The 20,291-nt window shown below is 34.2% G+C and carries 17 protein-coding genes; 6 read left to right on the forward strand and 11 right to left on the reverse strand.

Annotated features, from left to right (window positions below; all coding sequences use genetic code 11):
• Positions 1 to 108: 108 nt before the first annotated feature.
• Entirely contained in the window at positions 109 to 1,587 is a 1,479-nt protein-coding gene (locus acear_RS10125) for a bacteriohemerythrin (protein WP_013278924.1), read from the reverse strand.
• Positions 1,588 to 1,842: 255 nt separating this feature from the next.
• On the opposite strand from acear_RS10125, the gene acear_RS10130 reads away from it, so the two are divergent.
• A complete protein-coding gene (locus acear_RS10130; RefSeq protein ID WP_013278925.1) occupies positions 1,843 to 2,046 on the forward strand; it encodes a cold shock domain-containing protein in 204 nt (67 codons plus the stop codon).
• Positions 2,047 to 2,280: 234 nt separating this feature from the next.
• The gene (locus acear_RS10135) at positions 2,281 to 2,925 is read left to right on the forward strand and encodes a hypothetical protein (protein ID WP_013278926.1); all 645 of its coding nucleotides are present in this window, start codon (positions 2,281 to 2,283) and stop codon (positions 2,923 to 2,925) included.
• Positions 2,926 to 2,976: 51 nt separating this feature from the next.
• On the opposite strand, the gene acear_RS10140 is transcribed toward acear_RS10135, so the two are convergent.
• Positions 2,977 to 4,188 (reverse strand): S8 family peptidase, encoded by a 1,212-nt coding sequence (locus acear_RS10140; protein WP_013278927.1) that lies wholly within the window; start codon positions 4,186 to 4,188, stop codon positions 2,977 to 2,979.
• Between the two features lie 433 nt (positions 4,189 to 4,621).
• Here acear_RS10140 and acear_RS12615 point away from each other — a divergent pair, with 433 nt between their 5' ends.
• Both acear_RS12615 and acear_RS10145 read left to right on the forward strand, forming a co-directional pair.
• Positions 4,622 to 4,765 carry a hypothetical protein gene (locus acear_RS12615; protein ID WP_013278928.1) on the forward strand — a complete coding sequence of 48 codons (144 nt, stop codon included), beginning with the start codon at positions 4,622 to 4,624 and terminating at the stop codon, positions 4,763 to 4,765.
• A gap of 546 nt (positions 4,766 to 5,311) precedes the next feature.
• Positions 5,312 to 5,920 carry a class I SAM-dependent methyltransferase gene (locus acear_RS10145; protein WP_013278931.1) on the forward strand — a complete coding sequence of 203 codons (609 nt, stop codon included), beginning with the start codon at positions 5,312 to 5,314 and terminating at the stop codon, positions 5,918 to 5,920.
• A gap of 43 nt (positions 5,921 to 5,963) precedes the next feature.
• Here the strand turns inward: acear_RS10145 and acear_RS10150 are convergent, their stop codons facing one another.
• The 4 genes from acear_RS10150 to acear_RS10165 all read right to left on the reverse strand — a co-directional run bounded on the left by acear_RS10150 (position 5,964) and on the right by acear_RS10165 (position 9,362).
• Entirely contained in the window at positions 5,964 to 7,379 is a 1,416-nt protein-coding gene (locus tag acear_RS10150) for an FMN-binding glutamate synthase family protein (protein ID WP_013278932.1), read from the reverse strand.
• Positions 7,380 to 7,417: 38 nt separating this feature from the next.
• Positions 7,418 to 7,702, reverse strand: a complete 285-nt coding sequence (locus tag acear_RS10155; protein ID WP_013278933.1) for a spore coat protein — start codon at positions 7,700 to 7,702, stop codon at positions 7,418 to 7,420.
• A gap of 21 nt (positions 7,703 to 7,723) precedes the next feature.
• On the reverse strand, positions 7,724 to 7,930 hold the full coding sequence (locus acear_RS10160) for a hypothetical protein (protein WP_013278934.1): 207 nt from the start codon (positions 7,928 to 7,930) through the stop codon (positions 7,724 to 7,726).
• A 160-nt stretch (positions 7,931 to 8,090) separates the two neighbouring features.
• Entirely contained in the window at positions 8,091 to 9,362 is a 1,272-nt protein-coding gene (locus tag acear_RS10165; protein ID WP_013278935.1) for a S8 family peptidase, read from the reverse strand.
• Between the two features lie 749 nt (positions 9,363 to 10,111).
• Here acear_RS10165 and acear_RS10170 point away from each other — a divergent pair.
• Positions 10,112 to 10,297: a hypothetical protein gene (locus acear_RS10170; protein WP_013278937.1), complete on the forward strand. Its 186-nt coding sequence runs from the start codon at positions 10,112 to 10,114 to the stop codon at positions 10,295 to 10,297.
• Between the two features lie 107 nt (positions 10,298 to 10,404).
• Here the strand turns inward: acear_RS10170 and acear_RS10175 are convergent, their stop codons facing one another.
• The 5 genes from acear_RS10175 to acear_RS10195 all read right to left on the reverse strand — a co-directional run bounded on the left by acear_RS10175 (position 10,405) and on the right by acear_RS10195 (position 16,837).
• A complete protein-coding gene (locus acear_RS10175; protein WP_013278938.1) occupies positions 10,405 to 12,030 on the reverse strand; it encodes a PAS domain S-box protein in 1,626 nt (541 codons plus the stop codon).
• Positions 12,031 to 12,208: 178 nt separating this feature from the next.
• Complete coding sequence (locus acear_RS10180) at positions 12,209 to 13,510, reverse strand: RNA-guided endonuclease InsQ/TnpB family protein (RefSeq protein ID WP_013278939.1); 1,302 nt, start codon at positions 13,508 to 13,510, stop codon at positions 12,209 to 12,211.
• 35 nt (positions 13,511 to 13,545) lie between these two features.
• Positions 13,546 to 13,956, reverse strand: coding sequence for an IS200/IS605 family transposase (gene tnpA / locus acear_RS10185; protein WP_013278940.1), 411 nt, complete (start codon positions 13,954 to 13,956; stop codon positions 13,546 to 13,548).
• A 256-nt stretch (positions 13,957 to 14,212) separates the two neighbouring features.
• On the reverse strand, positions 14,213 to 15,082 hold the full coding sequence (locus acear_RS10190; RefSeq protein ID WP_013278941.1) for a polysaccharide deacetylase family protein: 870 nt from the start codon (positions 15,080 to 15,082) through the stop codon (positions 14,213 to 14,215).
• Between the two features lie 171 nt (positions 15,083 to 15,253).
• Positions 15,254 to 16,837, reverse strand: coding sequence for a DEAD/DEAH box helicase (locus tag acear_RS10195; RefSeq protein ID WP_013278942.1), 1,584 nt, complete (start codon positions 16,835 to 16,837; stop codon positions 15,254 to 15,256).
• 723 nt (positions 16,838 to 17,560) lie between these two features.
• Between acear_RS10195 and acear_RS10200 the strand changes: the two genes are divergently transcribed.
• A complete protein-coding gene (locus tag acear_RS10200; RefSeq protein WP_013278943.1) occupies positions 17,561 to 20,290 on the forward strand; it encodes a cation-translocating P-type ATPase in 2,730 nt (909 codons plus the stop codon).
• Position 20,291 lies beyond the last annotated feature (1 nt).

Here is a 20,291-nt window from a genome sequence, read left to right on the forward strand (position 1 = left end):
AAAATCTTAATTAATATGTAAATTAAAGAGATAAAATTTCAAACAATATTTTCTAAAAAATTTAAAAATGGAGGCTAAAAGCCTCCATTAGTACAGATAATATTCAAATTATTCTCTAACATACTTTGCTAATTCCTGATCAATTCCTTTTACATGATTAACTAACCATTTTGCTATTTTTCTATTAAATTTCATCATATCACCTGTATCTACTTTACCCTCTTCAAATTTTTCTTTAAACTCAACTGCATCCTGAACGAAGTTATCATGAATTTTTTTATGCTGTTTATAATCTGGATAATCAGATTCCTGCTGTAATTCTTCCTCATCACTGAAATGCTGGATAGTATAATCGGCTAAAAAATCAATAATTTCACCCATCTCTTCTTGTCCTCTATTCTCTCTATTGGCAATAATTAATTTATTAACCTGTTCAAAAAGCTGTTTATGCTGGCAGTCGATCTTATCTATTCCTATTGAATAGCTATCATTCCAGTTAATTAGCTCAACATCGTCAGTATTAACTTCTGAATCATTGAATAATCTACTTACTTCTGCACTCATATCTGCTAATTCATCAGAAGAATCAGAAACTACATCAAAAATACTGGCTAAAGTCTCTGACTCTTCACTTAACTCATCACTACTTTCTACTAAATTAGAAGCAGCAGCAGCTGTCTGTTCAATCATTTCAGCTACTTCCTGGCTAGCATCTTCTATTTGAAAGAAGATCTGATTTGTCTCTTCAGCTACTACTTTACCTTCCTCAGCTTTATTCTTCACCTGTTTAATAGAACTTAATCCCTCAGCAGCTTTATTTTGAGTAGTCTCAACAATATCTATAATATTATTAGTAGCACTGGAAGTTTCTTCTGCAAGTTCTCTAATTTCTTCTGCAACTACAGCAAATCCTTGTCCCTCTTCGCCTGCTCTGGCAGCTTCTATTGCAGCATTCAAAGCCAGTAGATTGGTCTGGTCAGCTATATTAGTAATCAACTCTATAATTTCACTAATCTGTTGAGCATTATCGTCCAATTGTTGCATTGTTTCTACTGTTTCATCTACTACCTGATTAATTTCATTAATGCTATTAATTGTTCCATCTATATTGTCCCTTCCTTGCTGTGTTTGAGCCGTTGCCTCCTCAGCAAAGCCGGTTACTTCTTCAGCACTAGCAGAGATATCTTCAATATTAGCAAGTATCTTTTCTACAAGCTCATTTGTCTTCTTTACTGCTACATTACCTTCATTGGATGAAGCAGATAATTCCTGACTATAAATAGACAAGTCATCTATTTCATCTTTAATATTTTTAATTATATTCTTATCTTTCAAATCAGCATCAAACTCATCTACTGAATTAAGAGTCTGATTAAGCTCTTCAATAATAAATTCTCTAAACAAAAATTCAATTAAGGTAAAAATAATAACTATTTCTATAAAGATTCCTAAATACCCCATTATACTATTACTTATGTAATTACTGATTAAACTATTGATCAAATTAATTATTGGAATCCCAAATAAAAGAACTGTAATTAATCCTAATCTACATTTCCAGGTTAAGGCAGATAACTTTTCATTCATTTTATTCTTTCTCTCCCTTCTTTACAGATATCCCTTATTCTACTATTACAAGAAAAAGTCAAAAATCTCCTGTCCAAATTCTGAATCAAAATAATTTCCTATTTTTACCAAAAATACTGAACTTCCAATTACTTAATAATTATTTGCTTATAAGCTGGACATATAGCATTTTCTATGATAACATTATAGATGTTGCCGAAGTTAAAGTTTTGGTACCAAAAATACTTAGAAGAAAGTTTACGGAGGGATTAGTTAGTGATTTTATCAGGAACAGTAAAGTGGTTTGATTCTAACAAAGGTTTTGGATTTATTGAGCGACCAGACGAGGACGATGTATTTGTACATTATTCTGCAATTGCAGAAGACGGTTTCAAGGACTTAGACGAAGGTGCAGAAGTTGAATTTGAAGTAGTAGAAGGAGAAAAAGGTCCTCAAGCTGAAAATGTAGTTAAATTATAATTGAAAATTATAAATTTATTATAGAGTTTAAAAACTTTGTATAAACTACATTATAACCCCCAAGCAGACTTATCTGCTTGGGGGTTATTATTATTTATTTATCCTTTTAAATGATCTTCCGGTGATATTAATAAAATAACCGGAATTATTAATAAAATATACTAACATCCTGAAAACCAACTGCATATACTAGTAATATAGAATAACTAATCTCAGCTAATAAGGAGGGAAAATATGGTTAAGAAAAAACGAAGCCGGAGCCGGAATCCAAAAAATAATTCATCAAACGATAAAGAAAAAAAATCCAACACTAATCAAACTAAACAACAAACTAATCAAAAATCAGAAACCGAAACAAAAAAGAAAAATTCTAAAAAGAAAAATAAATCTCAAGTAAAAGAAACAAAAACTCAAAATAATTTACAAAGAAAGACCTCCCCTAATAACACTTCTACTAATGTCAGCCTAACAAGTTTAATGAAGTCTAATTTAAAAGGAGTTATATCTGATTTACGCACTTTTACAGATAATATAGAACAGATAATCAATCTAGTAAATACAATTGAGCAGATGGGACCAATTATCAAACAATTAAGCAAGATACAGGCCCAAAATGACGGCGAATTAAATCTAGAAACTGTATTATCGCACACTAATCTTGATCTATCAAATATAAAATCAGGATCTACTGAACAAAATCCACATAATCAACATGAAAAAAATGAATCAGATTCACGTAATCCTAAATCTTTTAATAAGAATTCTGATGATACTAACTCCCATGGCCAAAAGCATACAGATTCTGAATCTGATGGGATCGACAAATCAGAATTAAGTGATCTTCTAGCAGAAGTATTATCGAAAAAATTATCAGAGTAATTAAAGCAAAAGCGGCAAGGTCGAAACCAACCTTGCCGCTTCATTTTTATTTTAATTTTGTTTCTTCAATATTTCTATTGTTTCAGCTGCATTAACTAAACCTGATCCCTGTTTTGCCGAATCAATAGAGTCTAATAAAACAGCTCCTTCTTTTATAGCCTCTTTAATTTTAGCTGGTGTTAGATTATCAAATTTGCCAAGTATTAAAGCAGTAATACCTGTTACATGAGGAGCAGCCATTGATGTACCGTCAAGTTTATTAAATTGCCCATTCTTCCAAGTAGATTGAACATCAACCCCAGGGGCAAGAACATCTAAATTACTACCATAATTACTGAAGTCAGCAAGTTTTTTATCTTCATTTACTGCTCCAACAGCAATCACTTCTGGATAACGAGCTGGAAAATCAACTGTAGTAGCACCATCATTACCGGCTGCTGCTACCATTGTAATTCCAGCTTCATAAGTTTTAACAATTGCCTCCTGCAAAGTATCATTACCTTTATCAACTCCAAAACTCATATTCAAAACCTGCAAATCATTATCAATGCTCCACTGTAAGGCTTCAATTAAGGAAGACATTTTAGCAGAACCATCTTTGTCAAATGCCTTAACTGGATATAATTTAATAGCAGGAGCTACTCCTACTATTCCTCTTCCATTCTTACGCGCAGCTATTGTTCCAGCAACATGAGTGCCATGTCCATTTTGGTCTTCAGGCTGTTGGGCAGAATTAATTGGATTATAACCTGAATTAATAGGCGATAGATCAAAGTGATTTAAATCAATTCCAGTATCAATAATGCCAACTTTAGCTTTTAGCTCAGACCAAGCATCTGAAGCATTAATTTCTTCTATTCCCCAGGGAATAAAATCTCCGGATGATGATTTAATTTCTAAAGTTAAGTCTTCATCTACTCTCCTTACTCCAGGCATAGATTCAACTTCAGCTAGATGGTCTTCATCTTCTAATTGACAAGCAACGCCATTAATCAAAGGTAATTTCTTTTTCAGCTGTCCCATTTCTCTCTGTAATTCTACCTTCTCTTGTAATTCATTTTCATTTAATTGATGATCATGAACTATTATATAATCTGATAAATTCTTTTTCTTAGAGTTATTTCTTCTGCGGCTAGGATTACTGGCTCGAGAACTATCTTTTTGTCGCCTAGAGTAACTTCCAAAATCAAATCCATTATTCCCAGTTATCTGCTGTAAAATGAGAATTGTAATTAAAGTTTCTATCGGATCAGCTAAAGACATCAATTAACTCCCTCCTTAGAATTAAGTCTAATATATACTATGCTAACTATTACTAAATCGGGAGTCAATTTAAAATATAATTAAAGTAACTAATGGAAAACCAAAACAACCCTTTTGGTGGTCAAATCGATATTGAACTACTTTTAAGCAGTATACTTCCATTTCTCTTCTTTTTCTTCTTCAGACGTTTCTTCAGAAGATATTAAAAAAATATATTTGAAATCCAATTAAACTACTTTTTAATCAGAGCTACTTTATTGTAGCTCTGATTTTTTCAATTAACATATAAGACAGTTCAATCCTTTTGAAGCTGTTATCAAAACATTCCCTAATCTTTTTTTATATGAATAATAGAATTGCACGATTAAGGTCAAACTTACATACTATATTATTGAGTGAAATTAAAAACGCTTATGAGAGAGGAGGAGTAATAATGCAAGAAGAATCCTTCGGATTTGAATCTGCTGAATTAGAGCGCTACTTCGGCAGCTTTTTTCAAATACTAATCTGGGTCTTTGCTTTTATAATTATTTTTGATCACTTCGGTGGCGGCTTTGGCGGATTATTTAATGAATAATCAAATTATAGATAAAATAACTGAATCAATTTTTGATCTATTCTAACATATAAGGCTCACAATCCTAACTCCAAAGACATATTATATTATGAAAATTATAAATCAAAACCAAGTTTGAATCTACATTTTAATACTAATACCTTTAAAACAAAGAAAGGAGGTATTCCCAATGCCAGGAGGATTTGATTATTTCGACGCTGACCCTGTTGTAATCTTAATCGTCATTCTCATCTTACAACAGGTTGGAAAAGGTGTTTTCAGTCATCACTATGACTATTAAACAATAACTCGCTAATTCTAAATTGATATTTTCAAAAAAGAAAGGAGGTTAAAAAGATGCCTGGACATGATCATGATTTATGCGGCTGCGGCTGCTATATTGAATTAATTTTGGTGGTCTTTCTAATTAGCTGCCTCTGCCGTGGAGGAGTATTTGGATTCTTCGATGCAGACTAAATAATAGATAATTAAGTTAAAACAGTTAGGGTTAGAAGAACTAGCCCTGACTGTTTCTATCCTTATAAATAATTGAAAGGAAAGATTACTTTGTCAAATTATAACCAAATTAAAAACTTTTATCGAAAACGATATTCAAGTTCTAATAAGTCACATAAGGCAGTGGGATGGGAATCTGAACAGAAACAATACAAGAGATTTAAAGCTTTAATCAAAAATTTTGATCAAGAATTACTTAAAAAAGAAAGTATTGTAGATTTTGGTTGTGGATTAGCCGATTTATTACCCTGGTTACAGAAAAGAAGCTTGGCAGAAAAATATATAGGAGTAGATATAATGGAAGAGTTTTTAAAGGATAATAGAAAAAAATTCCCTGAATTCAGATTCATTGATACAGGGTCCTTCTTAAAAAAGCCACAAAAGTACGGCTTTATAGTAGCAAGCGGTGTCTTTACATTATCCTGGGGACAGAATCACCGTAAACAGATTAAAGATATGATCAAAAGACTTTACAATAAATCATACCATGGCTTTTCCTTTAATATGATAAGTTCTTTTTATCCTAAGACTAAAAAGAATTACTACTACTTTAATCCATTAAAAATGGGTGAATTCTGCACATCAATAACTGAAAGATTAATTATTGATTGTAGCTATTTGCCAGAAGATTTTACAATTACCCTATTTAAGAATAGTTAAAGAAGACAGCCCGTTAATAATAAGCTGTCCTCTAACTATGGATTTAATGTGTAGTAGGCTGCGGCTCTTCATTCTCTTTCTCCATAAAATTAATATTAGATTCCGATACTGGATCTGCACCTAATTGTGGATAACCAGCATAATCCACGCCTAATACTTTAGCCAACTCCTGGTCTACAGAGACCAGGTCCTTACGATTTAGTTGGGCTAAATCAGTCTTTCCTAATGAATAAGCAGTTAACTTCATTTCTTCTAGACATGACTTCAAAAATTTAGCCAGATGTTCTGCAGCTTCCTCTACATCTAAATCTTCCTTGAATTTTCCTAGATATAACGGGATCTGAGGCGGCGGTTCCTGAGGTAAGGCCTTAGACATCTGCGTCTGCAAAAGAGCCATTAATGCAATTGAGCCGATATAAACAGCATCTGCTCCCAAAGCTAAAGCCTTTAGAAAATGTCCCGGCGTCGTTAAGCCACCAGAAGCAATAACTGAAACTCGATCTTTAACTCCCTTTTCTTCTAAAAATTTCACTGCTCGTGATAAAGCATAAAGCGTCGGCAGCCCGACATCATCCTGTAAGGTAGTAGGACCACCGTGGGTACCAGCCTCAGCGCCGTCAATTACTACATAGTCAACCCCGGCTTTGACAGCTATCTCCAATTCCTGTTCTAAATAATGGGTTGCACAGAACTTGAGTCCCACTGGTACTCCATACTCATCTCTAAGCTGCTGGACAATCTCGAAAAAGTCAGACGGCTGCTTCATTTCTGACAAGCGGGTATGAATGACCGCCTTCTCTCCTGGCTCCAGATCCTTAGCCTGACGCAGATCTTCGCCGATCTGAGTAGGAGACATTCCCATCGGTGCTGCTGCCTGCGCTCCCTGTCCTAGCTGAATTTCGATTGCATCCAACCGGCTTAGCTGTTCAGGCTGATTCATCCAGCCGCCGCGGTTATACTGACCGATAAAGTAGTCTGCTTCCTCTCGTTCCTCATCAATTAATGGTGCCTCACCGGAGTTAGTAGCCGTTCCAGCCATGGCAGAAGCTCTGGCTAAAGCTACTTTAGCATTTAAACTCAAAGCTCCGCCGTAAGACATCCCGGCTAATAGAATCGGCAGTTCTAATTTAAGAGGGTTTTCAGCCTGAGGACCAATAGTCGTTTTAGTCTGAATCTGTACTCCATCCTGAGTTGGTAGTTTAAATAAATGAACCGGATTTAAAAATAGTTTCTGCCATTCAGATTGAACATTAGGACTACCTAACGGTCGTTCAATGGGCTTACCGGATTCAGCCCGCATTCCGGCTTCTATAATTGCTTTTGGACTCAATTTCTTCATAATAGTAATAAAAGAAAATAGATTTTCTGTATAGGGCTCCTGCATCATCCGATTCATCATATGATCCATCATATTATCCATCATACCCATCATTATTTTATTCATTAACTTTTTAAACATCTGATTCCTCCTTTCTTAACTGCTAACCCTTAAATTACTTACTCAACAGGTTCTATTTTGTCATCCTTTAATCCTTTCTGCTCCCAGCTAATAATTTCACTCTCTATCTCCTGCTGACTGGCTGTAGTTACCTCAGACCATCCTTTTGTTTGCATCAAATTAAATAATTCAGTATGCAGCACTTCCATATCTTTATTTAGATCATGAAATACTTCCCGCAGTGATTTATTAGCCGCTTCTAATTCTGATTTAGTATAAGTCTGAATTAACTGCTCCATCATAATCAACATATCTCTTGCCATTTCTTTATCTTGCAGATTCATTTTTTATCCTCCCTAATTAGATTAATGTTCCTGCCCATTGAAGTTTCGTAGTTGATTCAATAATGTTTGCAGCTGATTTTGATGGGCCTGTTCGGCTTCCTGAAAGATATTATTTAATTCAGTATCCTGTACCTGTTGCTGATAATTTTTGCATTTTTTTAATGCTAGAGCAATAATATTCATCTGATTCTTAATCTTCTTTAATTCCATCTGAGTTAACTGTTCCATATTGAGTTCCCTCCTTATCATTACTATCACCTAAAAGACAGCTTATTATATAAAACATTTAGTTACAATTAATGTTAAAACAAATAGTAATAAAAATAGAATTAATTAAATATATATTAAATAGCGGTAAGGTTAGGTCTAACCTTACCGCTAAAGAGTCCTAAGTTTGCTTTTTTAGTAATTCTATTGTTTGGGCTGCATCGACTAAGCCTGCTCCTTGTTTAACTGGAGCAATAGATTGTAGTGGGGTAGCTCCTCTCTTTATAGCTCTTTTAATTCTAGCTGGAGTTAGATTATTAAACTTGCCAAGTATCAAAGCAGCAATGCCTGTTACATGAGGAGTGGCCATTGAAGTACCATTAAGCTCATTAAATTGTCCATCTTTCCAAGTAGATTGAACATTAACTCCAGGCGCAACTATATCTAAGCCAGTACCATAATTACTGAAATCAGCAAGTCTTTTATCTTTATTTACTGCTCCAACAGCAATTACCTCCGGATAACGGGCTGGAAAATTGACGGCAGCAGTACTATCATTACCTGCAGCTGCTACCATCGTAATTCCAGCTTCATGAACTTTAGCAATTGCTTCCCGTAAAGAATTATTATTTTTATCAACTCCAAAGCTCATATTTAGCACCCCTAGATTATTATCAATACTCCATTGTAAAGCCTCAATCAAATCAGACATCTTAGCAGAACCATCTTTGTCAAATGCCTTAACTGGATATAATTCAATATTAGGAGCTACTCCTACTACACCTTTACCATTCTTTCGGGCAGATATTGTACCAGCAACATGAGTACCATGGCCATTTGGGTCGTAGGGCCGTTGGTTAGGCTCAACAGTATTATAACCTGAATTGATAGGTGATAGATCAAAATGATTTAAGTCGATACCTGTATCGATAATCCCTACCTTTACTTCTAGATCAGACCAGGCATCTAAAGTATTAATTGCTTCTATACCCCAGGGTACCATATCCCCTGATAATGATTGTTCAGATTCTAATTCAAAATCTAACGATTTAATTTCTAAAGTTAAGTCTTCATCTACTCGCTTTACTCCGCGAATAGATTCAACTTCAGCTATATGGTCTTCGTCTTCTAGTCGACAGGCTACTCCATTAATTAAGGGTAACTTCTTTCTAACCTGCCCCTGTTCTCTCTGTAATTCTACCTTTTCTTGTAATTCATCTTCATTTAAGAGCTGGTCATGAACTATTATATAGTCTCCTGAGTCACCTTTAGAGTCTTTACTAGTCTCCTTCTTCCTCTGATCAGGTTCATTATACTCTCGGCCTGGCTGTTGCTGGGCTCCATCTTTCCTTTGACCAGAGTAACCTCCAAAATTTAAACCACTAACTTTAATAGTTATCTGCTGTAAAACAAGAATGGTAATCAAAGTCTCTATCGGATCAGCTGAATACATCTATTTACACACCTCCTTCCTCCTTAGAATAAAGTCTAGTATATAATATGTTAATCATTACTAAATCGGGAATGATTTTGTCGTAAAATAGATCAAAAGTTATGAATATAACTTAAAATTTGCTTTTTATCTTATATGAAGAACTGTCTTGCACGATTAAAGCAAAACCTCCATATTATATAATAAATAATCAAATTATAGATAAAATAACTGAATAAACTTTCTTCACAATTCTAACTTCAAAAACATATTATATTATGAAAATTATATAAAGAAAATAATTAAATCTTTCACTCCAATACTTTCAAACCACAAGAAAGGAGGTATTCCCAATGCCAGGAGGTTTCGATTATTTTGACGCTGACCCTGTTGTAATCTTGATTGTTATCCTAATCTTACAGCAGGTTGGAAGAGGTGTCTTTGGTTATGACTGTTAACCTTACAACTTATTAATCCTAAATTGATATTTTTCAAATGAAAGGAGGTTAAAAAAATGTCTGGATATGATCGTGATTTCTGTGGCTGCGGTTGCTATGTTGAATTGATTTTGGTGGTCTTTTTAATTAGCTGTCTCTGCCGTGGAGGAGCATTTGGCATCTTTGATGCAGACTAAATGATTAATTATAATAGTTAGGGTTAGTTTTTCTAACCCTAACTATTATCCTTTACTTCTATAAATTATTCACGATTACTCTGTCAGTAACATATGATATTGTAGAGTAAATTAATAAAAAGGAGGTACATAAAAAATGGAAGAACCTACAACAGAAGGTATGGACCAACCTACCACTAAAGAAGTGGAAGATGTGTCTACCGAAGGATTCGGAGGATTTGGTAGTTTCGGCGGTTTTAAATTTGAATGGATTCTAATTCTTATAGCTGTCTTTCTACTATTTAGCGGCGGCGGATTCGGAGGATTATTTGGAGAAGAATGAAGCATTTAAGATATAATTATCTTAGAGTTACTTGCAGTAACTTTGATTTTAATAATATTTTAGAAAGCTAACCGGAATCCGGTTAGCTTTCTTTTTTCATACCATCATCAATTATCTCTTGGACTATATTTCCGAGATTCTTTGTTTTGATACATTTTCTGATCTGCTTTATTAAAAATTTCATCTAAATTTTGGTTCCGATCTATCTTAACAGCATAACCTAAAGATATTCTTAGCGGTTCAGGTAAGTCTATTTTTTTATTATGCCACTTAGTTTTCGCTTGAATTCGTTCACATATTTTTTGAGCCGTATTAGAATCTGCTTCAGGAAGTATTATAGCAAATTCATCGCCCCCGATTCGAGCTACAATATCTTCCTGTCTAGTAGCAGCTTTAAATGCTTCAGCTGTTTTTTTTATGAATTCATCTCCCATCTTATGGCCATAATTATCATTAATATATTTAAGCCCATCCATATCACCAATAATTATACTAATAGGTAACTTCCTTGAATTATTTAATCTCTCAATTTCATTTTCAAAGTATCTTCTATTATATAATCCCGTCATTTCATCGTGAAAAGACAAATATTTAATTCTTGCTTCTTCCTTTTTTCTTTTACTAATATTCCGATATATACCATAGACACCTATTTGTCCTTGATTTAATTTTATGGGGAAAGCATTAATTTCAACATAAATTTTTTTACTGTTTTTTGTTTCTCTAACAACTTCATCTGATACTTGCTCTCCTTCTTTTACTTTTAATGATTTTTCTATAGATTCACCCAAATTTTTTTCAGGTATAATTAAGTTATTTATTTTTTCACCTTTAATATTGGTCTGTTTATATTCAAAGAGCTGTTCAAAACTTTTATTAACTTTAATTACTCTATCTTCATTATCCAACAGCACTATAGCATTAGGAGATTTATTAAATAATTGTTGAAAATATGCTCTTTGTCGTTTTAGTTCTTCTTCTACTTGTTTTCTTTTATCAATATCTTTGAGAATACCTAAAACCCTAACTGGATTCCCTTTATTATCCCACTTAACTACTTTTCCTATAACTTGAAGCCATTTATAATTATTATCTTCAGTTTTAATCCTATATTCTATCTTCCCATAGGAAGTATCTCCATTTAAAAGCTTATCTATTAGCTGTGATATCTTTGCTTTATCAGCTTCATGTATTAGTTCTTTCCAATGAGTAAAGGAGTTAGGTGGTTCATATCCTAAAAGATTTGAACATTGTTTACTAGTCTCAATTCTATTAGTTTTTATATTCCAATCCCACAGTCCAAGTTTAGCTCCTTTTACTGTTAATTCTAATTTATTTGAAGCTCTTTCTAATTCAAGTTCGACTATTTTCCGCTCAGTAATATTTCTAATTACAGCCAAAACCTCATTGTTATTAGCATCTTTTGCATCTACAGAAACCAAATGTGTTTCAAAATATCTTTTTCCTTCTTCAAACTCCAGCTCATATTCGTAAGTTTTAAGTTCATCATTGTCAATAGCAAGAGAACAATATTTCTTAAAACTATTTGCAACTTCATTAGGTAAAACTTCATCAATATTTTTACCTATAAGTTTCTCTTTAGAAGCTACTAAATCCTCTGCTTTTGAAGTCCATACATCAAGATAATTACCTTCTTCATCAAATAAAATAATTAAGTCAGGCACAGCACTGATAATAGATTTGAAATAACCTCTACTCTTTTCCTCCTCCATAACTCCCGCCCTCCTTAAAAACACCTCTACTATATGTCGTGAACTACTCGGCATTGAAATACCGAGCTTCATGGTCGCCTGCTTTTATGGGAGTTACCCGTAATATCAAGCAAGTTACCCAATCGGCGTGTCCAACACCAATACTCCTATCCAGTTAATACTGGACTTGGAGTTACTTTTAAGCTGCAAATTGATGATCATTCCAGCTATATTTAACTGGATTTGATAAACCTTTAACCTGCAAAGTAATATCTTTTCCTTTACGTCGCTGCTGTAAGTATTTGCGTAAGATATTAAATGAACCTACACTATCGGCATTAAAGGCTTGATTATTATTTTTGTCTACATATAAGCCGCGTTTAATACGATTAGACTTATCACCATATTTTTTAGTTACTTTTTTACTGTAAGGGCTGCATTGACTGGTATATTTTTCACTCTTCTTGATTAAAGTAATCCCCTGTAAATTAAGTTTATACTCTAGTTGGTGATAGATAATATCAAAAGGTAGTTTATGGAGTTTTTGATTGTTCTGTTTACCTAGGTCAGCATCATCACGAATATTTTTTATATCACCAACTATTACTCTAGAAATATTATTTTCAATACAGTAATTAACTACTTTTTTAGTTGCACTATGAATTAAGTGAAATAATTGTTTTCGTCGCTTTTTATATAGATTTTGGATACGTTTAGAAGTCTTTTTGCCCTGACCATTCAAAATAGATTGATAATGTTTGATTTTTTTATCAAAATAACGATTAATAGCTAAATATTGTCCACCGTCAATAATAAAGCTTTCCTGATTTTGATTACTGTAACAAGTCATTAGATTATTAATGCCTAGATCAATACTTAAATAATTACCGTTATCTTCTTTAATAGTAGGAGTATCTACTTTATAAGTTAAGATTACCTTATAAGTATCATCGCTTAAAGGTTTAAACTCAATTCTAGTAGTTGAGTTAAGGACATCTCTATTACTGGATAACAGCTCATTAGGCACTCTTATCCATAAGAATTTGTTGGTAATAGAGTATTCCTCTTTTAGATACTTTTTTAACTGTTTAGGAATAGATAATCTTAACTTACCATCAATAATTTTAAAACCATTATTGAGATAACGGAAGTTAAATTTACTGTCTTTAGGTTTATAATTAGGTAGATTAGGTTCACCAGTATATTTATCAGGATTATTTTGATAATCTTTTTTACTTTGATAAAAACTATCCCAGTTATCAGCTAAAATTTTAAGTGTTTCCTGTGCTGTTTGAGAAGGTAAATTTTTATACCAAAAATTTTCTTTTAATTGCTTTTTTTGTTTATACCAATCAGGATACTCTTTATCACTATCTTTAGACCAATTTTTACGTTGATAATTGCCGATATTATATAACCTAGCACTAGCATAAGCTAAACAACCTAATACAATTTGTTGGGTTTGATTAGGTTTATGAATAAAATATTTAGCTAACTTCAATTAGCTCACCTCCTTTCAATATTATATAAATATTATTATTTAGATTTTTGATTTTCAATATATTGTTTAACCGTATCCTTAGAGATATTACCTACAGTTTCTAGATAATAAGATTTATTCCATAAATGTCCTTTATATAACTGCTTTCTTAATTTAGGGAATTCTTTTAATAATAATCTACCGCTAATACCTTTACTCATTTTAACAATATAACTAGGTGCTATTTTAGGGTGAGCAGTTACAAATAAATGTAGATGATCAGGCATTAACTCCATAGTTTCAATAATGAACTCTTTATCCTGGGCAACTTGATGTAATATTTCTTTTAATCTAGTAGCTACTTTACCTGTTAATATCTTTTTACGATATTTAACTGTAAATACAATATGATAGCCAACATTATAAACACATGTTCTGGCATGAATTAAATTATTTTGGTTGCTCAATTGTTATCACCTCTTACATATAGTATATCATATATTACTTTTAATATCAAGCATATCAAAAGTTAAATCGATTACACATGGTTTAAAAACAAGTAAAAAATAACCTATTCTTTAATATTGAATCAAAGAATAGGTTAGTAAATTCATCACCCATATAAATAAATGAATACTTCTATTACTGATTAAATTTCTATAACTTTATGTCATTCCCTTTATTTATATAAAATTATGTCAACAATAATCGGGAGGGGAGGAATTATTCTTCCTTTTCTGTTTTAGAAATTAACTGATTATCATAATTCTCCAATTTCACAAACTGAAAACCTTTGCTCCTAAGTTCAGGAACTGCAGCCATAATTCCTTCGGCAGTATCAGATTTAGGACGGTTCATATGGGCCAGTATAATAGAACCCGGACTGACGCTTAAAAATGCCTTCTTTACCTGCTCTTTCGCAAACGTAGCCCCGGCATCGCCCAGTGTATCGTAACCGATGACTTTTTCGCCGAGATCATTGACAATCTCAACTGCAACCTCATCATAATAAGCCGTCCCAGCCCGAAAATATTCTGGTTTCTCCTCTGTAAAATTCTGAATTTTCCATTCATTCTTCAATACCTCATCTACTATCTCTTCAACACTAGTAGTTCCTTTTATACCATAAGCAGATTTACCGATTACTGATAGAGGTAGATGACGGGTACCGTGGTTGGCAATAGTGAATAGAGGATTGCACGCTAGCTCCATAAAAGTCTCCTGATTATCATCTATCCACCTGGAATTGATAAATAAAGTAGCCGGAATCTCCTCTTCAATCAAAAAGTCCATTAGCTTACTGTCATATCCGTCCCCAGGACTACCGCAGGCATCCAGCGTAAGGACAACTATCTTTTTATCCGTATCTATTCTAGTAATCACTCCCGGAAGATTCTCTCCCCATTCGTTGGGAGTTCGATCTTTATATTTAGCAATAATTTCTTTCTTCTTATTTTTTAATCTTTCAGGAAGTTTAGTCTGCCCTATCTTCTTGTCTAAATTGTCTTCTTTTCCGCTACAACCAGTAAGAATAATCATTATAATAGAGACTGCTGCTATCAATATCCAGTATCTTCTGCTGAAATCTATCATCAACTTTCAGCTCCTTTTTAAATTATCGATATAAGCTCTCCAATTATTTGATTAATACAATTATTAATATAAGCAGATAAAGAAATTATATACTCTAGGTATCATTCTTAAAATAAAAAAATCCTAATCTAATTTTATCTAGATCAGGATTTTTATCCAATATAATCTTTTTTACTTAGGATTAGCTAATTCAATATCAATACTCTTACCCTTAATCTGATTATTCTTCATAATCTTGAGTACTTCTTTGGCATACTCTCTTGGAACCTCGACAAAAGTAAATTTATCATAAATATCAATTAATCCTACTACATTACCTGGAATACTGGTTTCTCCAGCAATTGCTCCCACAACATCTCCAGGACTTACATTCTGCTTGCTGCCTATATTGATAAATAGTCTAACCATACCCGGTTCTGCACCTGTATCTCCAAAGCTTTCTACTTTTTCTGCACCTTCTTGTTCCTCTCTGTCCATGACTAACTTCAATAGTGCTGCTGCAATATCTATAGAAACATAATCCTCCTCAACTAATTCTTCAATCAGCTTAGTCTCCTGGGCTAGATTCTCGTTTTCTAGAATCTCCGATACTCTATCCAACAATAGCTCCATCTTACTCTCCTCTACATCACTAACTGAAGGCACCTGCTTCCGTTCAATCTTAGTCTTAGCATACTTCTCTATCTTCTTTAATTGATAGATTTCTTTACCTACTACAAAGGTAAAGGCATAACCCTGTCTGCCAACCCGGCCTGTTCTACCGATTCTATGTACATAGTACTCTATATCCTGTGGAATATCATAATTGAATACAGCTTCCACATCATCAACATCAATTCCTCTAGCTGCTACATCAGTAGCTACTAAAGTCTCAATAGTGCCATTCTTAAACTTATTCATCACTCTATCGCGCTGTGGCTGATTCAACCCGCCGTGAATACCATCTACAAAGTAACCACGCGCCTGGAGTTGAATAGTCAGTTCATCTACCTGCTTTCTGGTATTACAGAAGACAATCGATAACTTCGGATTATAGATATCAATCAGTCGCGATAGAACCTCTAATTTATTTCTTCTATTCACTTCAAAATAACCCTGTTCAATATTCGGTACTGTTAACTTCTTATGAACCACCTTAACTATCTCGGGATCAGTCTGATACTTCTTTCTTAATTTTAAGATAGACTGCGGCATAGTAGCAGAAAAGAAGATTGTTTGTCTCTTCCCTTTAACTCCTTCCAAAATCGTCTCTATATCATCCCTAAAGCCCATATTCAACATTTCATCGGCTTCATCTAAAATAACCATCTTTAAATTATCAAACTTTAAAGTACCCCGTCTCATATGATCCATGGTACGACCTGGAGTACCTATTACAATCTGCACCCCCTTCTTTAAAGCCTTAATCTGGCGCTTAATCGACTGTCCGCCATAGACTGGTAAAGTCTTAATCTTCCTTTTATACTTAGCCAGACGTCCTATTTCCTCAGACACCTGAATAGCTAATTCTCTAGTGGGACAGAGGACCAAAGCCTGTACGCTTTTATCATCAGGATCTATCTTCTCTAGAATCGGAATTCCAAAGGCAGCTGTCTTTCCAGTACCAGTCTGCGCCTGTCCTATTACATCTTTTCCTGCCAGCAGGTGAGGAATTGCTTCTGTCTGAATCGGTGTAGCTTCCTCAAACCCCATATCCTCAACTGCTTTAGTTATTTCGTTAGATAAATTCAATTCTTCAAATTGCTTCTTTTTCATATTTAATTTCACTTCCCTTTTAATAAATACAGCCGCCCATCATAAATAAGGACAACTACTTGATTATAACAGTTAATTGAGCAAAAGAAAAGCTTTTTATTAGTTTTTTCAATATTACTCCTGATTATTCCCAATATTATATCTGTAAAGTACAACTTTATTGATATATTGTGTCACTCTCCAATGTTCTCGCATATACCTCTTATTTGTAATTGCCTAGCATAATAAATATACGCATTCATGATATTACGGGAATAGTCAATATGTATCCGCCGCTTGCCGCTCATTCGGCCTCCTGCCTCATTCGCTCTCAAAAACTGACTCTCCACCAGTCCATGGTTCCGAGTCAGTTTTAAGAGTCGCTCTGGACACATATTGACTATTTGTAGCACAGAAATTTCATTAATATAGTTTTAAACGCTTCCTCCGATAATTTTACATAATTATTGTTGATATATTTCAAAAAGCAACTTAAAGCAGCCCCAAATAAAAGAATTATTAGCATATAAAATAGAAGTTTTAATTTATAGCTCTAAGTATAATTTATTGCTAATTAATAAGGGCTGATTTTGGCAGCGTTTGAAATATATCAACTCTTAGATGACACAATATATCAATAAATAACCTGAAATTAGTATACTGTTAATCCAGCTAACACACTATAATATAAAGAATAAAAATTAACAGAATAATAAAATCAATAAAAAAGGCAGGTGAAAAAGTATTAATTTCTACCAACAACAGGTTAAAGAGGTCTTTGCAGAACTTAATACCAGTAAAGAAGGCTTATCTAATGAAGAAGCACAGAAAAGACTGAACAAATACGGCGAAAATGAATTAAAAACCTCCGAAGGAACACCTAAGTGGGTTTTATTACTCTCTCAATTCAAAGATGTCTTAACAATAATGCTGGTAGTAGCTTCCGGAATGTCACTACTCATCGGAAATTACCGTGATGCTCTTGTCATGTTGGCTATTGTATTTATTAACGTAGTAATCGGCTTCTTTCAAGAATTCAAAGCTGAAAAGATAATGGCTTCATTAAAGAAATTAGTCCAATCTCCAGCCAAAGTTTATCGGGATGGAGAAATTACAGAACTAGCCCAGCAGAAGTTAGTCCCAGGTGATATAATCAGTTTGGAAGAGGGAGATAAAGTCCCGGCTGATCTAAGAATAATAGAATCATATAATCTAAGAACCAATGATGTAGCCTTAACAGGAGAGTCAATGCCTCAGGAAAAACATAGCAATCAGATTAATGAGGAAGCTTCACTTGGAGACCGCAGCAATATGGCCTATATGGGCACTAATGTTGCTTCCGGCTCAGCAACAGGTGTAGTTACAGCTACAGGAACAGAGACAGAAATGGGCAAGATCGCTTCCTTAACACAGGAAGAAGAAAGATCCCAATCACCTCTCCAGCAGGAATTATCAGTAGTTGCTAACCGATTAGCAATCTTTGCTCTTATAATCGGTATCCTGCTCTTTGGTGTTAGTATCTACCGGGGACTGGATCTTTATTATGCTCTAATCTATGGCCTAGGCATAACTGTTGCTATCGTTCCTCAGGCCCTTCCTATGCAGGTTACTGTTGCTCTCTCTCAAGGAATAGCTAAGCTATCCAAAGAGAATGCCGTAATTAAAAAACTCTCTTCCGTTGAAACTCTAGGTTCAACAAATATAATCTCTACAGACAAGACCGGTACTCTTACCAAGAATGAAATGACTGTTAAGAATCTCTGGTTTGATGGCCAGGAGTATGAAGTTACAGGCCTTGGTTATAAGCCTGAAGGAGATATCTTAAATCAGGATGGTAATCCTGTAAGCGAAGAAAAGAAAGATGAATTAGAGATAATGCTTGATGCTGGAACTATGGCTTCAAATGCTGAGATCCATCCTCCTGATGAAGATAATCCCAGCTGGTATCCAATAGGCGATCCTACTGAAGCAGCTTTGATTACACTCTCTACTAAACTAGGAACTCGATCTCCTAACGAAGATGAAGAGAATCCTGAACTCCATGAATTCAGCTTTGATTCAGAACGCAAGAGAATGAGTTCGATAAGAAAGTTTGAAGATGGTAAATTTTTAACTATGAAGGGAGCCCTAAATAGTGTTCTTTCAATTACAAAGTATATCTATCGAGATGGTGAGAAAGTAGAAATTACTGAAGAAGATAAGCAGAGGTTAAATGAATTAAATGAAAAGTATTCCAATAACGCTATGCGGGTTTTGGCCATTGCCTACCGCCAGCTTGGTCCTGATGAAACTGACTATGTTATCGAAGAGATCGAACGAGATGTTGTCTTTTTAGGACTAGTAGCCATGGTTGATCCACCTAAAGAAGGTGTTAAAGAAGCAATTGAAGATGCCCACAAGGCCCATATTAACACCTATATAATGACTGGCGACCATGCCATAACAGCAAAAGCTGTAGCAGACGAGATCAATCTAGGTACTGATAAAGAAACACCGGTTATTACTAGCCAGGACCTACAGCAGATCTCTGATGAAGAACTAAAGAATAGAATGAATAAAAATGAATCCATAATCTTCTCCCGAGTATCTCCTGAGGATAAATTAAGGATTGTCAAGAATCTAAAAGCTCAAGATCAGATCGTCGCCGTTACCGGAGATGGTGTCAATGATGCTCCCGCATTGAAAAGTGCCCATATCGGCGTTGCCATGGGACAGATGGGAACCGATGTATCAAAAGAAACAGCGGAGATGATTCTTTTAGATGACAGCTATCCCACACTAGTCCATGCCATCAAAGAAGGTAGAAAAATCTATAATAATCTTAAAAAGACAGTACTTGCTTCTTTAACTAGTAATGGAGCTGAATTATCAATTGTCTTATTAGGCTTGATTGGAGCAGCAGTCTTCGGCTGGCCGATTCCTATTTTAGCTATTCAGATTCTCTCTATTGATCTATTAGCAGAGATACTACCACTGACAGCCTTAACCTTTGATCCTGCTTCCGAAGAATTAATGACTACTCCTCCGCGGGATCGGGATGAGCATATTATCAATAAAAGCAGTACTATTGAAGTTGTTTTCTTGGGGGTTCTGATGGGAGGACTGGCTTTTATAAACTACGGCCTTTTTGTAACTAGTATTGAAAATAAACTTACAGAAAGCCATACCTTATATTCCCGGGCCACTACAATAACCTATTTAACTATTGTTGTTTGCCAGCTCTTAAATATACTCTCCCATAGGTATAAGTTTACAAGCCTCCTTAATGCAAATCTATTCAGCAATAGAAAGATGATCTACTCAATCATCATTTCTATTGTTTTAGTCTTAGGTGTAGTCTACATTCCTGGACTTAATTCTTATCTTGATTTTGCTCCAGTCCCTATCCAGGATTGGATTAGAGTTTTATCAGCAGGTGGAGTCTTTCTATTAGCCTTCGAAGGAATAAAGTGGTATAGGAGAAGAAACATTTAAG

It is taken from the genome of Acetohalobium arabaticum DSM 5501, assembly GCF_000144695.1.
In the GTDB taxonomy this organism is placed as follows: Bacteria; Bacillota; Halanaerobiia; order Halobacteroidales; family Acetohalobiaceae; genus Acetohalobium; species Acetohalobium arabaticum.